This window comes from Pantoea sp. FN0307, from assembly GCF_050113815.1.
Taxonomy (GTDB): domain Bacteria; phylum Pseudomonadota; class Gammaproteobacteria; order Enterobacterales; family Enterobacteriaceae; genus Mixta; species Mixta alhagi.
In genome coordinates this window covers 143268-162439 of record NZ_JBNJSO010000007.1, presented here as the reverse complement: position 1 = coordinate 162439, position 19172 = coordinate 143268, and the positions used below count along the sequence as shown (strand labels likewise).

Genomic DNA, 19172 nt, shown 5'->3' with positions numbered 1-19172 from the left:
TTACCTCTTACTGCGCCTGCACCCGCAGCTCAGCTGCGGAACGACTGCGATGCCCCAACAAGGCTTTGACATCACTGGATTTTGGTTTGACCAGCGCAAACCGGGAAGCCCACTCCGGCCAGTTAGCCAGGATCTCTTCGCCGCGCGCCGATCCGGTATACTGAACATGCTCGGTGATTAAACCACGCAGATGCTCTTCATGAATCGCCAGCTCGTCCACCTTCAGCACTTCTACCAGCTCCGGGTTAACCCGCTTGCGGAATTCGCCATCTTCATCCAGTACGTAAGCAAAACCACCGGTCATCCCTGCGCCAAAGTTGACGCCGGTTTTACCCAGGATGCAAACAATGCCGCCGGTCATATATTCACAGCCGTTATCGCCGATGCCTTCTACCACAGTAATCGCACCTGAGTTACGCACGGCGAAACGTTCACCTGCGCGGCCTGCCGCAAACAATTTGCCACCGGTAGCGCCATACAGGCAGGTGTTGCCGGCAATGGTGGCTTCGTGGCTGCGGAACGCTGAACCCACTGGCGGACGGATAGCCAGTGTGCCGCCAGCCATCCCTTTGCCCACGTAGTCATTGGCGTCGCCGGTAAGGATCTGCTCAACGCCGCCGGCGTTCCATACGCCAAAGCTTTGTCCTGCTGTCCCGCTGTAGTGCACTCTGATCGGATCGGCTGCCAGTCCCTGATCGCCATGGATCGCGGCGATAGCACCGGAGAGCGTCGCGCCAACGGAGCGATCGGTGTTGCGAATGTCAAACCAGAACGTTTTGCTCTGCTTCGCTTCTACGTAAGGCATCGCCTGTTGCAACAGCGCTTTGTTAAGGTCGCCATTATCAAACGGCGGGTTACTGCTTTCAGTGCAGTACACCGCTTTACCCGGCATCGGCGTAGCCGTTACCAGCAATGAAGAGAGATCCAGGTTCTGCTGTTTCGCTGTGAAGCCTTCCAGCACGGTTAACAGGTCAGTACGGCCAATCAGATCCACCAGCCGTTTAACGCCCAGCTCCGCCATAATTTCCCGCGTTTCCTGTGCGATAAACTGGAAGTAATTGGTTACGCGATACGGCAGACCGTGGTAATGATTTTTACGCAGCTTTTCATCCTGGGTTGCCACACCGGTCGCACAGTTATTCAGATGGCAAATACGCAGATATTTACAGCCGAGCGCCACCATGGGGCCGGTACCAAAGCCAAAGCTCTCTGCACCGAGAATCGCCGCTTTGATGATATCTCGCCCGGTTTTCAGACCGCCATCAACCTGCAGGCGGATCTTATGGCGCAGGCCGTTGGCCACCAGCGCCTGCTGCGTTTCCACCAGCCCCAGCTCCCATGGGCAGCCAGCATACTTCACTGAGCTGAGCGGGCTGGCGCCGGTACCGCCATCATAGCCAGCGATAGTGATTAAATCGGCATAGGCTTTTGCCACGCCGGTAGCGATCGTTCCCACGCCCGGTTCTGAAACCAGCTTCACGGAAATCATCGCCTTCGGGTTAACCTGCTTCAGATCGAAAATCAGCTGCGCCAGATCTTCAATCGAGTAGATATCATGATGCGGCGGCGGTGAAATCAGAGTTACGCCCGGTACGGAATAACGCAGCTTAGCGATATAAGGCGTCACCTTATCGCCCGGCAGCTGTCCACCTTCGCCAGGTTTCGCGCCCTGCGCCACTTTGATCTGGATAACATCTGCGTTAACCAGATAAGCGGGCGTAACGCCAAAGCGGCCGGAAGCAACCTGTTTAATGCGCGACACTTTATTGGTTCCGTAACGCGCCGGATCTTCACCGCCTTCGCCGGAGTTAGAGTAGCCGCCCAGGCTGTTCATCGCCTCAGCCAGCGATTCATGGGCTTCCGGGCTCAGCGCGCCAATGGACATCGCAGCGGTATCAAAACGCTTGTAGAGTTCACTGGCAGGCTCAACCTCATCCAGCCTTACCGGCTGGGTGCCTGGCTGGATCGCCAGCAGATCGCGCAGCGTAGCGACCGGACGCTCGTTTACCTCGCGGGCATAGAGCTGGTAATCGCTATATTCCCCACTCTGCACCGCTTTTTGCAGCGTTGCCACTACATCGGGGTTATACGCATGGTACTCCCCGCCATGCACATATTTCAGCAGACCGCCCTGTTCCAGCGGCTTGCGCTGAAGCCAGGCGCGTTTTGCCAGATTAATCAGATCCTGCTGGAAATCTGCGAAGCTGGCGCCATTGATACGGCTAACCACGCCCTGGAAGCAGAGCGAAGAGACTTCTTTATGCAGGCCAACCGCTTCAAACAGCTTAGAGCAGCGGTAAGAGGCGATGGTTGAGATGCCCATTTTGGACATGATCTTGTACAGGCCTTTGTTGATACCGTTACGGTAGTTCAGCATCAGCGTACGGTAATCTTTCTCAATCACGCCGCTATCGGCCATTTTCGCCAGTGATTCATAGGCAAGGTAAGGGTAGATAGCGGTCGCGCCGAATCCCAGCAGTACGGCGAAGTGATGCGGATCGCGCGCGCTGGCGGTTTCGACAATGATATTGGCATCGCAGCGCAGGTTTTTCTCAACCAGGCGCGCCTGAATCGCCCCCACCGCCATCGGTGCCGGGACCGGCAGACGATCTTCTGCAATAGCCCGATCGGAGAGCACCAGCAGTACGGTACCGTTACGCACCATGCTTTCAGCTCGATCGCAAAGCTGATGCATCGTCGCTTCCAGCGTTTGTTCCGCGGGATTAAAAGTGCAGTCAAGCGTATCGGCGCGATAGTATTCGCCTTCCATCGTCGTTAGCTGACGGAAGTCGGAATAGAGCAGGATCGGCGACTTAAACGAGACGCGATGTGCCTGGCCTTCCGCTTCGCAGAAGACATTCATCTCGCGACCGATGCTGGTCGCCAGCGACATAACATGATTTTCACGCAGCGGATCGATCGGCGGGTTAGTGACCTGCGCGAACTGCTGGCGGAAATAGTCATAAATAATGCGGGGACGGCTGGAAAGCACGGCGAACGGGGTATCATCGCCCATTGAGCCCACCGCTTCCTGACCGTTTTCACCCAGCACGCGAATAATCTGATCCAGCTCTTCGCTGCTGTAGGCGAACTGTTTCTGGTAAGTGGCAAGCGTGGTGTCATCCAGCTCGCGGCGGCCAACCTGATCGTCAGGCAGATCCTCAAACGGGATCAGGCGCTTAACGTTTTTCTCCATCCATGACTGGTAAGGATGACGGCTTTTCAGATCGTTATCGGTTTCGGCGGAGTGCAGAATACGGCCCGCTCGGGTATCGATAACCATCAGTTCGCCTGGCCCAACGCGGCCTTTTTCCAGCACCTCATCTGGCTGATAATCCCAAATACCGACTTCAGAGGCACAGGTGATCAGCTTATCTTTGGTGATCACATAGCGCGCCGGTCGCAGACCGTTACGGTCGAGGTTACAGGCTGCATAGCGACCATCAGACATTACAATGCCGGCCGGGCCATCCCACGGTTCCATATGCATGGAGTTAAAGTCAAAAAAGGCGCGCAGCTCAGGATCCATATTGGGATTATTTTGCCAGGCAGGCGGCACCAGCAGACGCATCGCGCGGATCAGATCCATCCCGCCATTCAGGAACAGTTCCAGCATATTATCCATGGAGCTGGAGTCAGAGCCGGTTTCATTCACGAACGGTGAGGCATCCTGTAAATCGGGGATCAGCGGCGTCTGGAATTTATAGGCGCGTGCGCGTGCCCATTGCCGGTTACCGGCAATGGTATTGATTTCACCGTTATGCGCCATATAGCGGAACGGCTGCGCCAGCGGCCAGCGTGGCACGGTGTTCGTGGAAAAGCGCTGATGGAACAGGCAGATGGCCGATTCCATGCGCAGATCCGCCAGGTCAAGGTAGAAGCGCGGCAGGTCTGCCGGCATACAGAGACCTTTATAGATATTGACCTGGTTGGAGAAGCTGCAGATATAGAACTCTTTATCGCCCAGCGCTTCGATACGCTTCTCAATACGACGACGCGCCATATACAGGCGGCGCTCCATATCACGCGGACGCCAGCCAGCGGGGGCGTTAATAAAAATTTGCTCAATGCGCGGCAGAGAGGAGAGGGCGATTTCGCCCAGCACGTCCTGATTGGTTGGCACTTCGCGCCAGCCAACGATCGATAAGGTTTCGCGCAGCACTTCTTCTTCGACAATGCGACGGCTGGCGCGGGCTTGCTCATCGTCCTTGCTCAGGAACAGCATGCCGACCGCGTAATTTTTGGCTAAGCGCCAGTTCTGTTCTTCCGCAATGATGCGGAAAAAACGATCGGGCTTTTGTAATAGCAGGCCACAGCCGTCACCGGTTTTGCCATCAGCAAGAATTGCGCCGCGGTGCTGCATGCGAGCCAGGGCATGAATCGCGGTGCGCACTACTTTATGGCTGGGTTCGCCTTCAATATGAGCGATCAGGCCGAAACCACAGTTATCCTTTTCAAGGGATTTATCGTACAACATTTCAGTGAACCTCCCCAGGCTCTGCGGATTCCCGGCGCCGACGGCGGGCGTAGAAAGGGCTGGCGGCAGGATTGCGCATCATACGCTACCGGTCGCGTGCTCCCATTCATGGCCTCAGGCATCGGTGTCACAAGTATTGCGGACTTGTTTCAGAGGGAATCTCAATTACTGCATAAATATGATGAGTGGAACACTCATCCGAAAAGCTTCCAGCGGATTTCCAACTTATCGGGAAAGCGCAAAGAGGTCAAATAGCGTTCTTACTTATGCTTTTTTACGGTTCTTTGAATTAACTCATTGTTAAATATGATTTTTTAAGTGGTTTTGGTGGCAGGCGATAACGGTAAGCATACCCGCATAGTGTGAGCTGTCTCACTATAGTGCAGCGGCCAAATCTCTGCACCATGCTAGTGCTGACGTGTATTGCAGCATTATATGCTGTTAAATCTCTATGAACTGCAGGATGCATCTGTTTTTCTTATGGCGTCTTTTTTGTATAAACCACGGCAGAGTTATAAGGAAAATTAATCAAGCGAAGAGTGACTAAAACGCTGCTTAATTTGAATGATTATTCGTTGAGGTAATGGAGGGACAAAGACATTGCGCAGGCATTGCCTTGAAAAGCATCAGATGTCGGGAAATAAACCTGTTATTAACAGGGCCCTTCAATGTATGCGAGTTAATAAAATAGTCAATGCTTTTGACCCGCTAACCTTCTTTACTGGCTAAAACGGGTTTATTCGCACTTTAATAGTGCAGCTTCGGCTATTTCTCTGTTGAAGACGTGTTTGAGCTTGTCACGTCCCGCTGACATTAAAGTGGGGTATGATGGAAGAAGAGACCCCAAAGGAAGCTGATATGAAACAAATTCGTCTGTTGGCGCAATATTATGTCGATTTAATGGTAAAGCTGGGGCTGATTCGCTTTTCCCTGCTGTTAGCCTCGGCGCTGGTGGTACTGGCGATGGTAGTGCAAATGGCGGTTACCATGCTGCTGCGCGGCCATGTTGAAAGTATTGATATGGTGCGCTCCGTGTTCTTTGGGCTGCTCATTACGCCGTGGGCCGTCTATTTTTTGTCGGTTGTTGTTGAGCAACTGGAGGAGTCGCGACAGCGGCTTTCGCGTCTGGTAGATAAGCTGGAAGAGATGCGCCACCGCGATCTGGAGCTTAATCAGCAGATGAAGGAAACCATTAGCCAGCTCAATCAGGAGATTGCTGACCGTATTAAAGCGGAAGAGGCACGTTTGCTGGTAGTGGATAAGTTAAAAGAGGAGATGGCGCGTCGCGAGCAGGCGCAAATCGAACTGGAGCAACAATCCTCTTTCCTGCGATCCTTTCTGGATGCCTCACCGGATCTGGTTTTCTACCGCAATATTGATCAGCAATTTTCCGGCTGTAACCGGGCAATGGAGCTGTTAACAGGAAAAAGTGAAAAACAGTTGATCGGCCTGACGCCAAAAGAGGTTTACGATGAAGAAGCCGCGACAAAAGTGCTGGAAACGGATGAAAAAGTTTTCCGGCATAATGTTTCGCTAACCTATGAGCAGTGGCTGCAATATCCTGACGGACGCAAAGCCTGCTTTGAGATCCGTAAAGTGCCTTATTATGACCGCGTAGGCAAACGCAGCGGCCTGATGGGTTTTGGCCGCGATATTACCGAGCGTAAGCGCTATCAGGACGCGCTGGAGAACGCCAGCCGTGAGAAGACCACCTTTATCTCAACCATCAGCCACGAGCTGCGTACGCCGCTTAACGGCATTGTTGGCCTCAGCCGTATTTTGCTGGATACCGAGCTGAATCAGGAACAACTTAAATATCTCAAAACCATTCATGTTTCTGCGATAACGCTGGGCAATATTTTTAATGATGTGATCGAGATGGATAAGATCGAGCGTCGTAAGGTACAGCTGGATAATCAGCCGCTCGATTTTACCGGCTTCCTCGCAGACTTAGAGAATTTATCCGGCCTGCTGGCCCAACCGAAAGGATTGAAGTTTGTCCTGCAACCTCAGCTGCCGCTGCCTCATAAAATCGTCGCCGACGGCACGCGCCTGCGTCAGATCCTGTGGAACCTGATTGGTAACGCGGTGAAGTTCACTCAACAGGGTGAAATTATCGTGCGGGTTGCCTATGAGGCAGAGAAACTACGCTTTGAAGTGGAGGATTCCGGGATGGGGATCCCGCTTGATGAGCAGGATAAAATCTTTGCGATGTATTATCAGGTTAAAGACCAGCACGGCGGCAAACCCGCTACCGGCACCGGTATCGGCCTTGCGGTATCCCGACGTTTAGCGCAGGCCATGGGCGGGGATATCACCGTGCGCAGCCAGCCAGGTGAAGGGGCGTGCTTTACGGTGACGCTGAACGCGCCGCAAATCGCTGAAGAGGTAGAGGATGAGATGCTGGCCGACGAGATGCCGCTGCCTGCGCTACACGTGCTGCTGGTTGAGGATATTGAGTTAAATGTTGTCGTTGCGCGTTCTGTACTGGAGAAGCTGGGGAATAGCGTTGAGGTTGCCATGACCGGACAGGCGGCGCTGGATATGTTTGATCCCGATGAATTTGATCTGGTGCTACTGGATATTCAGCTGCCGGATATGACGGGTTTGGATGTGGCGCGCGCCATTCATCAGCGCTTTAGCGGGCAGAGCCTGCCGCCGCTGATCGCGCTGACGGCCAATGTCCTGAAAGATAAAAAAGAGTATCTGGATGCGGGCATGGATGACGTACTCAGTAAACCGCTGGCGGTGCCGGCATTAACGGCAATGATCAAAAAGTTTTGGGACTATCAGGAGATCGCTCCGATCGAGCCGCACGCTCAACTGGATGAGAAGAAACTGGCGTTACTGGACCTGCCAATGCTGGAGCAATATGCCGAGCTGGTCGGCCCGTCACTTATTACCCGCAGCCTTGATATGTTTGAGCAGCTGTTGCCTGGCTATCTGGCGGTGCTGGATTCCAACATGATGGCGCGCGATCAAAAGGGAATTGCTGAGGAAGGGCATAAAATCAAAGGCGCTGCGGGCTCGGTTGGCTTACAGCACCTACAGCAGCTAGCGAAGCAGATTCAGAGTCCGGAGCTGCCAGCATGGTGGGATAACGTCCAGGAGTGGATCGACGAACTCAAACAAGAATGGCGGCATGATGTGGCCGTATTGCGGGAATGGATTGAACAACAGGAAGCAGGACGCTGAAAAAAATGACCCCGGCTTGTGCCGGGGTGCGCGAATACTGCGCCAACACCAGGGAAAAGGTTGCTCACGCCATTTCTTTGAAGAGTTCACAAGCGGCACAAGCATGGTATTGGTTAACGCTTTGACACACCTTAGCAAATCTCAACGTATCTGTTAAATGATTCATTAAAATATGTGATGTGCGCCAGCGTTCATATACAGAAAACATTAATTTACTGACACAGTCAAGCAAGGAATTAACTGAGGCCCTATATTGGCGTCAGTTTAAGCTTTTGTAAAGGTTTTCATTACAAAAATCTTTTCGCTTTAAGAAGCTCTGGCTGGGCTCTTATTTTTTAACACTTCTTCGTACCGGATCAACATAAAATTTGTAATTAAACTCTTAATATTACTAAATTTTACTGAGTGATAATTCATGCCAAAACCGGCTGAATAAAAGGAGCGTCTAACCCTTTAGACGGCCTGGTTGTTTACTGGTGGTGGAAACGCATACAACCGGCGATAAAAAGCATTTATAAAATGAAAATCAGCTACCGGCAAGAGGATGAAAGGGAAGATTACTTCAATTAATTTTGCCATTTCCATCTTTTAAGTGTTGAGTTATCGTCCTATTTATAAATAGTTTAAATGTTTTTTCTTATGGGTGTTCGGCGGTATGTTTGGGTAAAATCGCGTTAAACAACAAATAGACTAAACTTTGGAACCGATTCCGCTGGCATGGAAACCATTGATGTAGGAAGAATTTTACAAATTCTAAAGTTGTGATTCAGAAAATTCAGTCAAGAAGCGCCATTTTTTATCAGCTTTTTTGCGCTTGATCGCCACGCAAAAGAAGTCAGTAACAACCGTGATTAATAAGTTATAAAACCAATAGCGGAAGAGAGAAAATGAGGAAAAATAAAGGGGGTTTCTTAAGCATGGCTCGGCGCTGGCTGGCGCGAACAGTCATGCTTGTTGGGGGACTTTGGCTGGCCGGAATTGCGCTTTTTGCCTTTTTGCCGGTACCGTTTTCAGCCGTGATGGCAGAGCGGCAGGTTTCTGCATGGCTAACAGGGGATTTCACATGGGTGGCACATTCTGACTGGGTTTCCAGAGATGAGATATCCCCCTGGATGCCGCTGGCGGTAATTGCCGCTGAGGATCAAAAATTCCCGGCTCACTGGGGGTTTGATGTTGAAGCCATTGAGTCGGTAATTGATAACCAGAACGGCCGACTGCGTGGCGCCTCTACATTGACGCAGCAAACGGCAAAAAATTTGTTTCTGTGGGATGGGCGCAGCTGGCTGCGTAAAGGTCTGGAAGCAGGTTTAACGCTGGGGCTGGAAAGCGTATGGAGCAAGAGACGTATTCTGACGGTCTATCTGAATATTGCTGAGTTTGGCGACGGGATCTTTGGCGTTGAAGCCGCTGCGCAGCGCTATTTTCATAAGCCCGCCAGCAGACTGACTATGTCAGAAGCGGCGCTTTTGGCTGCGGTCCTGCCCAATCCGCTGCGCTTTCGCGCCGATGCGCCTTCAGGCTATGTACGGCAGCGTCAGGCGTGGATTATGCGCCAGATGAGCCAGCTGGGCGGCACGGGCTTTATCCGGCAGCATAATCTGTAGAGGTACGCTTACTCTTCGTCGAAGCCGGCTTCAAACAGCTCGATTACCGCCGCCAGCGCCTGCTGTTCTTGCGGGCCGCTGGCTTCAATTTCTATATGACCGCCTTTTGCCGAGTCGAGCATCAACAGCGCAATGACGCTGCTGGCCTCGGCTTCGGTGCCTGTCTCATTGCGCAACAGCACTTCAGCATCAAAACTCTGCACCAGTTCAAACAGCTTCATTGCCGGGCGCGCATGCATGCCCAGCTTATTCTTGATTTCAACGGTTTGTCTGACGGTCATGATTTACGTTTTTCCAGCGTACGATGACGGGACTGAACATTTTTACCGCGTGAACGGAAGTAATCGGCCAACTGTTCGGCAATATAAACGGAACGGTGCTTACCGCCGGTACAACCAATGGCGACAGTTAAATAGCTGCGATTATTGGTTTCCAGCATGGGCAGCCACAGCTCCAGATAGCTGCGCGTCTGATAAATAAAGTTATGCACTTCAGTATGGCGATCGAGGAAGGCCGCCACCGGGCGATCGAGGCCGGTCATTGGGCGCAGCTTGGGATCCCAGTGAGGGTTCGGCAGAAAACGCACGTCAAACACATAGTCGGCATCGATAGGAATACCATGCTTATAGCCGAACGATTCAAACACCATCGTCAGTTCGCGTTCACGTTTGCCCAGCAGGCGGGTACGCAGCATTTCTGCCAGCTCATGCACGGACATTTCGGAAGTATCAACAATCAGATCGGCACGTGAGCGCAACGGTTCTAAAAGATCGTTCTCTTCATCAATGGCGCTTTCCAGCGATAAGTTTTTACTGGAAAGCGGATGTAGTCGGCGGGTGTCACTATAGCGGCGGATCAGGGTGTTACGATCGGCGTCCAGAAACAGCAGCTGAGGTGAAAAGCTGTTGGGCAGGCCGGTTAAGGCTTTTTCCAGCACGTCCGGTGATTCCGGCATATTGCGGACATCAATACTGACCGCCGCAGAAATATTGCGTGCGGCCAGCGAGCTTGCCAGCTCGGGCAGTAACGTTACCGGCAGGTTATCTACACAGTAAAAACCCATATCTTCCAGCGCGCGTAACGCGACAGATTTCCCTGAGCCTGAACGACCGCTGACGATCATCAGCACCATTAAGTTATCTCCCCATTCAACCCGTGAATACCGGGCTGTCCCGGTACGGGCAAAAGTGCAAGCTGACTATTTAGTGATTATCTTCTGGCATCGCGGCGATGATTTCATATAACTCTTCATCACTTTGCGCAGCTCGCAGACGACGGCAAACGGTTTTGTCAGCCAGTCGCTTTGCTACCAGCGAAAGGGTATGTAGATGTGTTTTACATTGATCCGCCGGCACCAGCAAGGCAAAGAGCAAATCCACCGGCTGGTTATCAATGGCATCAAAAGCGATAGGCTGATCGAGGCGGATAAAAACGCCGACCGCGCGTAGCGTATCCTCCTCCAGCTTGCCGTGTGGGATCGCAATACCGTTCCCGATACCGGTACTGCCCATGCGTTCGCGCGTCAGAATAGCTTCAAAAACCGTCTGATGAGGCAGGTTAAGCTGTTTGGCAGCCAGTTCACTGATGATTTCCAGTGCCCGCTTTTTGCTCTGGCAATGCACGCCGCTGCGGGTACAGTCAAGGCTAAGTACAGAGCTGAGTTCCAGTGAGAGTTCGTTGTTCATCATAGTTTCACTTGCGTGTTCACATTTACTGGCACATCACGCTACTTTACGCGTCTTGCGACGAGAACAGCAGCAAAAACTTCGCCAGCCGGCGTGAATGGAAAAACGGGGCGAAAAAGCTCGCCCCCGGTCTGTGCATGTTACCGTATCCGGCAACCTGACGGCCTGTTTTTCCTTAAGCCGCGTGGTGATTAGTGTTGTTTTAACTTATCTTTATGTTTGGTTAGCTGGCGCGCCAGCTTATCGATTAAACCATCGATCGCCGCATACATATCACTGGCTTCAGACGTTGCGTGCAGTTCGCCGCCGCTGACGTGCAGCGTCGCTTCCGCTATCTGCTGCACTCTTTCTACCTTTAGCACAATATGAACCTGGGTTATCCGGTCAGAATATTGGGCCAGTTTGGCAAATTTGGTGTTCACAAACTCACGTAAAGCGGTCGTGATTTCAACGTGTTGCCCGGTAATATTGAGTTGCATAGCGTCTTCCTTCTCAGTGATGATCAAACCAATTGCTTACGCTGGTTTGATGGCGGGATGGATAAAGACTCGCGATACTTCGCGACGGTACGGCGCGCCACCATAATGCCTTGCTCAGACAACAGGGTAGTGAGCTTGCTGTCGCTCAGCGGTTTGGCGGGATTTTCCGCCGAGATTAGCTTTTTCACCAGCGCGCGAATGGCGGTTGATGAGGCTTCGCCCCCGCCTTCGGTATTAACATGGCTGGAGAAAAAGTATTTCAGTTCAAAAATGCCGCGTGGGCTGTGCAGATATTTTTGGGTGGTAACGCGGGAAATGGTCGATTCATGCATATCAACGGCCTGGGCGATATCCGCCAGCACCATTGGACGCATAAACTCTTCACCCTGCTCAAAAAAAGCCTGCTGTTGTTCCACAATGCAACGCGTGACTTTGAGCAGCGTATCATTGCGGCTTTCCAGGCTTTTAATCAGCCATTTCGCATCCTGTAGGTTGGTGCGAATAAACTGGCTATCGCTGTCGCTACGCGCCGAATTGCCCAGCGCGGCGTATTGCTGGTTGATCTGCAGGCGCGGCACGCTGTCGCTGTTTAACTCAACCGTCCAGCGATTGCCTGTTTTACGCACCAGCACATCAGGGATGACATATTCCGGTTCACGGGTGTTAACTGACTGGCCTGGTCGTGGATCCAGTGACTGAATCAGCGCCAGCGCCGTTTTCAGCACATCCTCTTTCAGACGGGTCACGCGCATCAGGCTGCGGAAATCATGGTTGGCCAGCAGATCGAGGTATTGATCCACAATCAGCTGCGCTTCGGCCAGAAAGGGCGTATCGCGCGCAAACTGCGAAAGCTGTACCAGCAGACAGTCACGCAGGTTACGTGCGCCTACTCCAACCGGATCGAAACGCTGGACTCGCTTCAGAACCGCTTCGACCTCATCCAGCGCTACATCCTCGTCGCCAAGGCTGTCGCGGATATCATCCAGCGTAACGGTAAGGTAGCCGGTATCGTCAATGGCATCGACGATCGAGGTGGCAATCGCGCGGTCGGTATCGCTAAACGGCGTTAGCTCTACCTGCCACATCAGGTAATCCTGCAAGGTTTGGGTGGTTTCGCCCTGATAAACCGGTAGTTCATCATCGCGATAGTCATTGCCGGTGCCTGAGGGCGTACCGGCCGTATAGATCTCATCCCAGGTGGCATCAAGCGGCAACTCTTCCGGCATATCCTTTTGCTCAAGCGCCTCACGCGTATCAAGCGCTTCGCTTTCAGCATATTCGAGAGAATCTACTTCCTCATGGATATCGGTCTGCTCAAGCAACGGATTACTCTCCAACGCCAGCTGTATCTCCTGTTGAAGTTCCAGCGTAGAAAGCTGCAGCAAACGGATTGCCTGCTGTAGCTGCGGAGTCATCGCAAGCTGTTGACTGAGTCTGAGTTGCAAACCTTGCTTCATATTCAGAATAAAGATTCCTGATAAAACACCGTCATAACTGACACCATATCAGAGTCTGAACTCTTCACCCAAATAGACACGTTTTACTTGCTCATCGGCCAGGATCGCTTCGGGCGTTCCGTGCGCGATTAAATGGCCCTGGCTAACGATATAAGCGCGTTCGCAGACGGCCAGCGTTTCACGGACGTTGTGGTCGGTGATCAGGACGCCAAGCCCGCTGTCGCGCAGATGCTCGATGATTTTTTTAATATCGATCACGGAAATGGGATCGACGCCGGCAAAAGGCTCATCCAGTAGAATAAATTTGGGATTTGCCGCCAGCGCTCGGGCAATTTCAACACGACGGCGTTCGCCGCCTGACAGCGCCTGGCCGAGGCTATCGCGCAGATGTGCAATATGGAACTCTTCCATCAGCTCTTTGGCGCGATCTTCACGCTGCTCGGTGGTGAGATCTTCCCGTATCTGCAGCACCGCCATCAGGTTGTCATAAACGCTCAGACGACGAAAAATAGAGGCTTCCTGCGGCAGATAGCCAATCCCGCGTCGGGCGCGAGCGTGCAGCGGCAGAATGCTGATATCTTCATCATCAATAACGATGCGGCCCGCATCACGCGGCACAATACCAACGACCATATAAAACGTTGTGGTTTTGCCGGCCCCGTTTGGACCGAGCAGGCCAACGATCTCGCCTGATTTAACCTGCAGGCTGACATCTTCCACCACGCGGCGGCCTTTATAGGCTTTTGCCAGATTTTCAGCGATTAGTGTTGCCATAGGGATCAGCGGCTCTTCTGTTGGCTAGTGGATGAGGAGGCGGGTTTATCCTGCAACTGCGAAGGAACCAGTACCGTGGTGACGCGTTTGTTATCGCCTTCACTCCAGGCCTGCATCTTCTGCTCTTTAACCAGATAGGTAATGCGATCGCCTTTCACGTTGCTGTCCAGCTGCTCAATATAAGCATTGCCGGTAAGCTCAACGAAATCCTTCGCCAGCTCATAGCGCATCTTCGCCGCATGGCCTTTTACCGGCTTGCCATCGTCCTGCAGCTGATAAAAAGTGGCCGGGTTGCCATAGGCGTCGACCACGGTTTTTTTGCTGTCGCCGCCGGGACGCGTAACCACCACTTTATCTGCGGTAATTTTTATCGAACCCTGAGTAACGATAACGTTGCCGGTAAAGGTCGCGACATTGCCCTGCATGTCCAGCGCCTGATTGGCCGAATTGATGTTAACCGGCTTTTCAGAGTCGCCGGTTAAGGCAAAAGCCGGAACGCTGGCGGCCAGCAGAGTACTGATAAGCAGTAGTTTAAGGCTGTTGTTGTGCATTGATTTCATAATTTGTTTTGACCTTTTCAATCAGCTCGGCCGTTTTCGTCCGTAAATTACCGCGCATCTTCATACCAGTGGAATTAAAGCTGCGGCCATAAAGAGTGACCTGATCATCAGACATCACATCCTGCGTAACCAGATTCACCTGCGCATTATCGGTTTTGATGCGCTCAATCTGGGCATCTTTAGCCAGGCTATTGACCTCAACGTGACCGTAAAGATAAAGCATGCGATCTTTCGTCAGTTTGGCTTTGTCGGCCCGTACTGACCAGGCAGGGATCTTGTTTTCGTCATAAGTGGTCATCAGCGGCCTGTCAAACCAGCTGATCTCATCAGCGGAAAAGTAGGTCACCTTATCCGACACCAGCTTGTAGCTCAGGCTGCCGGTTGGGTTATATACCACGGTACTGGAATTCGCGCTGGTATAGGTCGGTTCCCGATCGTTTGTTTCCACCTGACCCTGTTCATCTTCGTTACCGGCAAGATTCCAGCCGATCAAGATAATAGCAATCAACGCCAACAAGAGCGTTATCCAACGCCTGGTTTTACTCATACCGATTGCCCTTTGGCATCATCAAACTTATCCTGGGCGATCAAAATCAGATCGCAAACTTCGCGTACCGCGCCGCGCCCACCGGCAATACGGGTCACATAGTTGGCGCGCCCCAGCAGCAGCGGGTGAGCATCAGCTACGGCGATGCTTAAACCCACTTTGGCCATCACCGGCCAGTCAATCAAATCGTCGCCGACGTAGGCGACTTGATTGGGGGCTAACGACAGTTTATCCAGAAGTTCCCTGAAGGCCAAAAGCTTATCAGACTGCCCCTGGTAAAGATGTGTAATGCCCAGCGTCTGGCAACGATCTTCCAGCAGTTTGGCCCGTCGGCCGGTGATAATCGCCACCTCGATATCGGAAGTCAGCAGGCAGCGAATGCCATAACCATCACGAACGTTAAACGCTTTTAGCTCTTCGCCGCTATTGCCCATATAAATCAGGCCATCGGACATTACGCCGTCAACATCGCAGATCAACAGGCGAATCTCGCTGGCGCGTTGTATGACGTCCTGGCTTACCTCGCCGTAGCAGGTTTCCACGACGTTTTTTTCTTGCGTCATTCTGGTTTCCATCCGGTTTATACTACGCCTGCGCGCAGCATGTCATGCATATGAACAATACCAATAAGCTGGTCGCCGTCGGCAACCATGACGGCAGTGATATGCTTACTTTGCATCAGGTTCAGAGCGTCAACCGCTAACATATTGGGACGTACGCGAATGCCGCCCGGCGTCATTACGCTGGCGATAGACGCATTTTGAAAATCGATGCCCATATCAAAAACGCGGCGTAAATCACCGTCGGTGAAAATGCCCTGAATCTGCATTAAATCGTCTACGATTGCCGTCATACCCAGGTTTTTGCGTGTAATTTCCAGCAGCGCATCGCGTAGCGAGGCTTCGCGGGTAACGTGGGGAATTTCATCGCCGGTGTGCATAATATCACTGACGCGCAGCAACAGTTTGCGGCCCAGCGCGCCGCCAGGGTGAGAAAGAGCGAAGTCCTGGGCGGTAAAGCCGCGCGCCTTTAGCAGGGCAACCGCCAGCGCATCGCCCATCACCAGCGTCGCCGTAGTGCTGGAGGTCGGTGCCAGGCCCAACGGACACGCTTCGTGCGGCACTTTAACACACAGATGAAGATCTGCGGCACGCGCCATGCTGCTTTCCGGGCGGCTGGTGATGCAAATTAGCGGCACTTTAAGCCGTTTTAACACCGGGATCAGCGCCTGGATTTCGTTTGATTCGCCGGAATTGGAAATGGCGATCACGATGTCGCTGCTGGTGACCATCCCTAAATCGCCATGGCTGGCTTCGGCGGGATGCACGAAAAAGGCGGGTGTACCGGTACTGGCGAAGGTGGCTGCCATTTTTTTGCCAATATGCCCCGATTTACCCATCCCCATTACCACGACTTTTCCCTGGCAATAGAACATCATTTCGCAGGCGCGGGTAAAATCATCGTTGATGTATTGATCGAGCTGTTCCAGCCCCTGGCGTTCAATATCAAGTACTTCTTTACCGGCCTGTTGGAAATCGAATCCCGGCTCGGGCATGATGTGCGTCATTGATGTTCAGTCCTTTATCCGTTGAGACTAAATGGCTGCAGGTAAAGTACGGTTACCCAGGCTATAAAACCGGCCAGTAAAATCGCCCCGGCGCGACGACCAATACGACGGCTGCGCTGTAGGCAAATAAGCATAAACAGGGCGCTGACGCCGAGCATAACCCAGTAATCGCGTTCAAAGGCGGCGCTGTCAAACTCTCCGGGCTGAAGCAGAGCCGGAAGTCCAAGTACAATAGCCAGATTATAAATGTTGGAGCCGATAAGGTTGCCAATGGCTATGTCATCTTCTCCTTTTAATGCGCCTGCGATCACGGTCGCCAGCTCCGGCAGGCTGGTCCCGACGGAGATAATTGTTAGCCCAATCACCAGCTCGCTTACGCCGAAGTAGTCTGCAATCACCGTTGCGTTATCGATTACCATGCGGGTCGACATTGGTAGAATAATCAGCGCAACCGCCAGCCACAGGAAGGCGACCGTGTTGCCTGAATCGTCACGCGGCAGTTCAGCCAGCTGTTCCCGCGTTAACGTATCGCTATTATCCCGTTCGGCCTGGCGGGCGATACGAATAATAAACAGCAGATAGAGCAGGGCAAAGGCGATCAGTGCGACGCCATCAACGCGACTCAACTGGTAGTCACACAGGATGATGCCGCTCAACAAGGTTACCAGCAGCATTAACGGCAGTTCACGCCGTACCAGGTTCGAATGGACCGTAAGGGGATGCAGTAGCGCCGCGCCGCCAAGAATCAGCAAGATATTGGTAATATTGGAACCCATTGCAGTGCCGACGGCCATATCCATCTGCCCATGCGTGGCGGCAGTAAAGGAGACGATCAATTCAGGCAGCGAGGTGCCGATGCCCACAATGGTCATACCGATAATCAGTGGAGGAATGCCCAGCGAACGACAGAGAATGGCGGCACTAAACACTAAACGATCGGCTCCATAGACCAGTAAAACTAAACCGATAACTAACAGTGCAGCGGCTAAAAGCATGAAAAATCCTTGGATCGGTTATACTCGTCGGTTTGCCAGACTCGTCATTTTGCAGGCGATATAAAGAATGGCGATGATTTTGACCGTCTGCGAGCAAAAAGTAAAACGTATGCCGGTTTTCGCTACGAAGAAGCATCCGATTTCTGTAAAACTCGCGGCAATGGTTACTTAGATGCGATTAACATAAATCTTTTGAATCGCCTAAAATGGATAACAGAGGTATCAATGCACCAGCCATCCACGAATCTGGTCGAAGTCCACGGCGTTAGCTTTACCCGTGGTAATCGCACCATTTTCGACAATATCTCGTTAACGGTGCCAAAAGGGAAAGTCACCGCCATCATGGGGCCTTCCGGTATCGGTAAAACGACCCTGCTGCGTCTTATTGGCGGCCAACTGCAGCCAGATGCCGGTGATATCTGGTTCGATGGCGAAAATATTCCTCAACTGTCGCGCTCGCGTCTGTATGAGACACGCAAGCGTATGAGCATGCTGTTTCAGTCCGGAGCGCTGTTTACCGATCTTAATGTTTACGAGAATGTCGCCTGGCCGTTACGGGAGCATACACGCTTGCCCGCGCCGCTGCTGCACAGCACCGTGATGATGAAGCTGGAAGCGGTCGGTCTGCGCGGAGCGGCGAAATTAATGCCCTCAGAGCTTTCGGGCGGGATGGCGCGCCGCGCCGCGCTGGCGCGTGCGATTGCGCTGGAACCGGATCTGATCATGTTCGACGAGCCTTTTGTTGGTCAGGATCCTATTACCATGGGCGTACTGGTTAAGCTGATTGATGAGCTGAATCATTCGCTGGGCATGACCTGTATCGTCGTTTCACATGATGTGCCTGAGGTCTTGAGCATCGCCGATTACGCCTATATTGTGGCAGGGCAAAAAATCATTGCTCAGGGAACAACGCAGGCGCTTCAGGACAATCCTGACGCACGTGTACGCCAGTTCATCGATGGGATTGCTGATGGGCCGGTGCCTTTCCGTTATCCGGCTGGCGACTATTTTGCCGATCTTACCGGTTCAGGGAGTCAATAAACTGATGTTTTTAAATGCGCTGGCGCTACTGGGTCGCCAGGGGATCCAAACCTGTGCTTCGTTTGGCCGTGCCGGTCTGATGCTGTTTCATGCGCTGGCCGGTAAACCGCAGTTTCGCAAACACACCCCGCTGCTGATCAAACAGTTATATAGCGTAGGCGTGATGTCCTTGCTGATCATTTTGGTTTCTGGCCTGTTTATCGGCATGGTGCTGGGGCTGCAGGGGTTTTTGGTGCTAACGACCTATGGCGCTGAAACCAGCCTTGGCATGCTGGTGTCATTATCGCTGCTGCGCGAGCTGGGGCCGGTGGTTACGGCGTTGCTGTTTGCCGGACGCGCCGGTTCGGCGTTAACGGCGGAAATTGGCCTGATGAAAGCGACGGAGCAGCTTTCCAGCATGGAAATGATGGCGGTAGATCCGCTGCGTCGGGTAATCTCACCGCGCTTCTGGGCGGGTTTTATCAGTATGCCGCTATTAACGCTGATTTTTACCGCCGTGGGCATTTGGGGCGGGGCGTTGGTAGGCGTCAGCTGGAAAGGTATCGACCCTGGATTCTTCTGGTCGGCGATGCAGAACGCGGTAGATTTCCGCACCGATATTATTAACTGCCTGATTAAAAGCGCGGTGTTTGCCATTACGGTAACCTGGATTGCGTTATTTAACGGCTACGATGCGATTCCGACCTCTGAAGGGATCAGCCGGGCCACCACGCGTACGGTAGTACATTCCTCACTGGCGGTACTGGGGTTAGATTTTGTGCTGACGGCACTGATGTTTGGGAACTAGGACT

At 52.6% G+C, this 19172-nt stretch carries 16 protein-coding genes; 4 read left to right on the top strand and 12 right to left on the bottom strand.

Going from position 1 to position 19172, the window contains the following annotated elements:
* Positions 1 to 7: 7 nt before the first annotated feature.
* Entirely contained in the window at positions 8 to 4477 is a 4470-nt protein-coding gene (gene gltB / locus ACQE3Z_RS18165; RefSeq protein WP_426974859.1) for a glutamate synthase large subunit, read from the bottom strand.
* 858 nt (positions 4478 to 5335) lie between these two features.
* On the opposite strand from gltB, the gene arcB reads away from it, so the two are divergent.
* Both arcB and mtgA read left to right on the top strand, forming a co-directional pair.
* Complete coding sequence (gene arcB, locus ACQE3Z_RS18160; protein WP_426974858.1) at positions 5336 to 7672, top strand: aerobic respiration two-component sensor histidine kinase ArcB; 2337 nt, start codon at positions 5336 to 5338, stop codon at positions 7670 to 7672.
* A gap of 887 nt (positions 7673 to 8559) precedes the next feature.
* Complete coding sequence (mtgA, locus tag ACQE3Z_RS18155) at positions 8560 to 9276, top strand: monofunctional biosynthetic peptidoglycan transglycosylase (protein ID WP_426974857.1); 717 nt, start codon at positions 8560 to 8562, stop codon at positions 9274 to 9276.
* Between the two features lie 8 nt (positions 9277 to 9284).
* Here the strand turns inward: mtgA and npr are convergent, their stop codons facing one another.
* The 11 genes from npr to ACQE3Z_RS18100 all read right to left on the bottom strand — a co-directional run bounded on the left by npr (position 9285) and on the right by ACQE3Z_RS18100 (position 17340).
* Positions 9285 to 9557 (bottom strand): PTS phosphocarrier protein NPr, encoded by a 273-nt coding sequence (gene npr / locus ACQE3Z_RS18150; protein WP_085068341.1) that lies wholly within the window; start codon positions 9555 to 9557, stop codon positions 9285 to 9287.
* A complete protein-coding gene (gene rapZ / locus ACQE3Z_RS18145; RefSeq protein ID WP_250651597.1) occupies positions 9554 to 10408 on the bottom strand; it encodes an RNase adapter RapZ in 855 nt (284 codons plus the stop codon). The genes npr and rapZ overlap by 4 nt, the downstream gene beginning before the upstream one ends.
* Before the next feature lie 70 nt (positions 10409 to 10478).
* Positions 10479 to 10961, bottom strand: coding sequence for a PTS IIA-like nitrogen regulatory protein PtsN (gene ptsN / locus ACQE3Z_RS18140; RefSeq protein WP_426974886.1), 483 nt, complete (start codon positions 10959 to 10961; stop codon positions 10479 to 10481).
* Positions 10962 to 11152: 191 nt separating this feature from the next.
* Positions 11153 to 11440 carry a ribosome hibernation promoting factor gene (hpf, locus tag ACQE3Z_RS18135; protein ID WP_085068335.1) on the bottom strand — a complete coding sequence of 96 codons (288 nt, stop codon included), beginning with the start codon at positions 11438 to 11440 and terminating at the stop codon, positions 11153 to 11155.
* A gap of 23 nt (positions 11441 to 11463) precedes the next feature.
* Positions 11464 to 12897: an RNA polymerase factor sigma-54 gene (gene rpoN / locus ACQE3Z_RS18130; protein ID WP_426974856.1), complete on the bottom strand. Its 1434-nt coding sequence runs from the start codon at positions 12895 to 12897 to the stop codon at positions 11464 to 11466.
* 48 nt (positions 12898 to 12945) lie between these two features.
* Positions 12946 to 13671, bottom strand: a complete 726-nt coding sequence (gene lptB, locus ACQE3Z_RS18125) for an LPS export ABC transporter ATP-binding protein (RefSeq protein WP_085068332.1) — start codon at positions 13669 to 13671, stop codon at positions 12946 to 12948.
* 5 nt (positions 13672 to 13676) lie between these two features.
* The gene (lptA, locus tag ACQE3Z_RS18120; protein ID WP_418304148.1) at positions 13677 to 14222 is read right to left on the bottom strand and encodes a lipopolysaccharide ABC transporter substrate-binding protein LptA; all 546 of its coding nucleotides are present in this window, start codon (positions 14220 to 14222) and stop codon (positions 13677 to 13679) included.
* The gene (gene lptC / locus ACQE3Z_RS18115) at positions 14203 to 14778 is read right to left on the bottom strand and encodes an LPS export ABC transporter periplasmic protein LptC (protein WP_250651599.1); all 576 of its coding nucleotides are present in this window, start codon (positions 14776 to 14778) and stop codon (positions 14203 to 14205) included. The genes lptA and lptC overlap by 20 nt, the downstream gene beginning before the upstream one ends.
* Positions 14775 to 15341 carry a 3-deoxy-manno-octulosonate-8-phosphatase KdsC gene (gene kdsC / locus ACQE3Z_RS18110; RefSeq protein WP_085068325.1) on the bottom strand — a complete coding sequence of 189 codons (567 nt, stop codon included), beginning with the start codon at positions 15339 to 15341 and terminating at the stop codon, positions 14775 to 14777. The genes lptC and kdsC overlap by 4 nt, the downstream gene beginning before the upstream one ends.
* A gap of 17 nt (positions 15342 to 15358) precedes the next feature.
* Entirely contained in the window at positions 15359 to 16345 is a 987-nt protein-coding gene (gene kdsD / locus ACQE3Z_RS18105; protein ID WP_426974855.1) for an arabinose-5-phosphate isomerase KdsD, read from the bottom strand.
* A gap of 14 nt (positions 16346 to 16359) precedes the next feature.
* The gene (locus ACQE3Z_RS18100) at positions 16360 to 17340 is read right to left on the bottom strand and encodes a calcium/sodium antiporter (RefSeq protein WP_426974854.1); all 981 of its coding nucleotides are present in this window, start codon (positions 17338 to 17340) and stop codon (positions 16360 to 16362) included.
* Between the two features lie 225 nt (positions 17341 to 17565).
* Between ACQE3Z_RS18100 and mlaF the strand changes: the two genes are divergently transcribed.
* Positions 17566 to 18381: a phospholipid ABC transporter ATP-binding protein MlaF gene (mlaF, locus tag ACQE3Z_RS18095; RefSeq protein WP_085068317.1), complete on the top strand. Its 816-nt coding sequence runs from the start codon at positions 17566 to 17568 to the stop codon at positions 18379 to 18381.
* 4 nt (positions 18382 to 18385) lie between these two features.
* A complete protein-coding gene (gene mlaE, locus ACQE3Z_RS18090) occupies positions 18386 to 19168 on the top strand; it encodes a lipid asymmetry maintenance ABC transporter permease subunit MlaE (RefSeq protein WP_250651603.1) in 783 nt (260 codons plus the stop codon).
* Positions 19169 to 19172 lie beyond the last annotated feature (4 nt).

Coding starts and splice junctions, on each gene's coding strand:
- lptA (WP_418304148.1), bottom strand. CDS start 14,222: ATGCACAACAACAGCCTTAAACTACTGCTTATCAGTACTCTGCTGGCC.
- kdsD (WP_426974855.1), bottom strand. CDS start 16,345: ATGACGCACATCATGCCCGAGCCGGGATTCGATTTCCAACAGGCCGGT.
- rapZ (WP_250651597.1), bottom strand. CDS start 10,408: ATGGTGCTGATGATCGTCAGCGGTCGTTCAGGCTCAGGGAAATCTGTC.
- arcB (WP_426974858.1), top strand. CDS start 5,336: ATGAAACAAATTCGTCTGTTGGCGCAATATTATGTCGATTTAATGGTA.
- npr (WP_085068341.1), bottom strand. CDS start 9,557: ATGACCGTCAGACAAACCGTTGAAATCAAGAATAAGCTGGGCATGCAT.
- ACQE3Z_RS18100 (WP_426974854.1), bottom strand. CDS start 17,340: ATGCTTTTAGCCGCTGCACTGTTAGTTATCGGTTTAGTTTTACTGGTC.
- mtgA (WP_426974857.1), top strand. CDS start 8,560: ATGAGGAAAAATAAAGGGGGTTTCTTAAGCATGGCTCGGCGCTGGCTG.
- lptB (WP_085068332.1), bottom strand. CDS start 13,671: ATGGCAACACTAATCGCTGAAAATCTGGCAAAAGCCTATAAAGGCCGC.
- ptsN (WP_426974886.1), bottom strand. CDS start 10,961: ATGAACAACGAACTCTCACTGGAACTCAGCTCTGTACTTAGCCTTGAC.
- hpf (WP_085068335.1), bottom strand. CDS start 11,440: ATGCAACTCAATATTACCGGGCAACACGTTGAAATCACGACCGCTTTA.
- rpoN (WP_426974856.1), bottom strand. CDS start 12,897: ATGAAGCAAGGTTTGCAACTCAGACTCAGTCAACAGCTTGCGATGACT.
- gltB (WP_426974859.1), bottom strand. CDS start 4,477: ATGTTGTACGATAAATCCCTTGAAAAGGATAACTGTGGTTTCGGCCTG.
- mlaE (WP_250651603.1), top strand. CDS start 18,386: ATGTTTTTAAATGCGCTGGCGCTACTGGGTCGCCAGGGGATCCAAACC.
- lptC (WP_250651599.1), bottom strand. CDS start 14,778: ATGAGTAAAACCAGGCGTTGGATAACGCTCTTGTTGGCGTTGATTGCT.
- kdsC (WP_085068325.1), bottom strand. CDS start 15,341: ATGACGCAAGAAAAAAACGTCGTGGAAACCTGCTACGGCGAGGTAAGC.
- mlaF (WP_085068317.1), top strand. CDS start 17,566: ATGCACCAGCCATCCACGAATCTGGTCGAAGTCCACGGCGTTAGCTTT.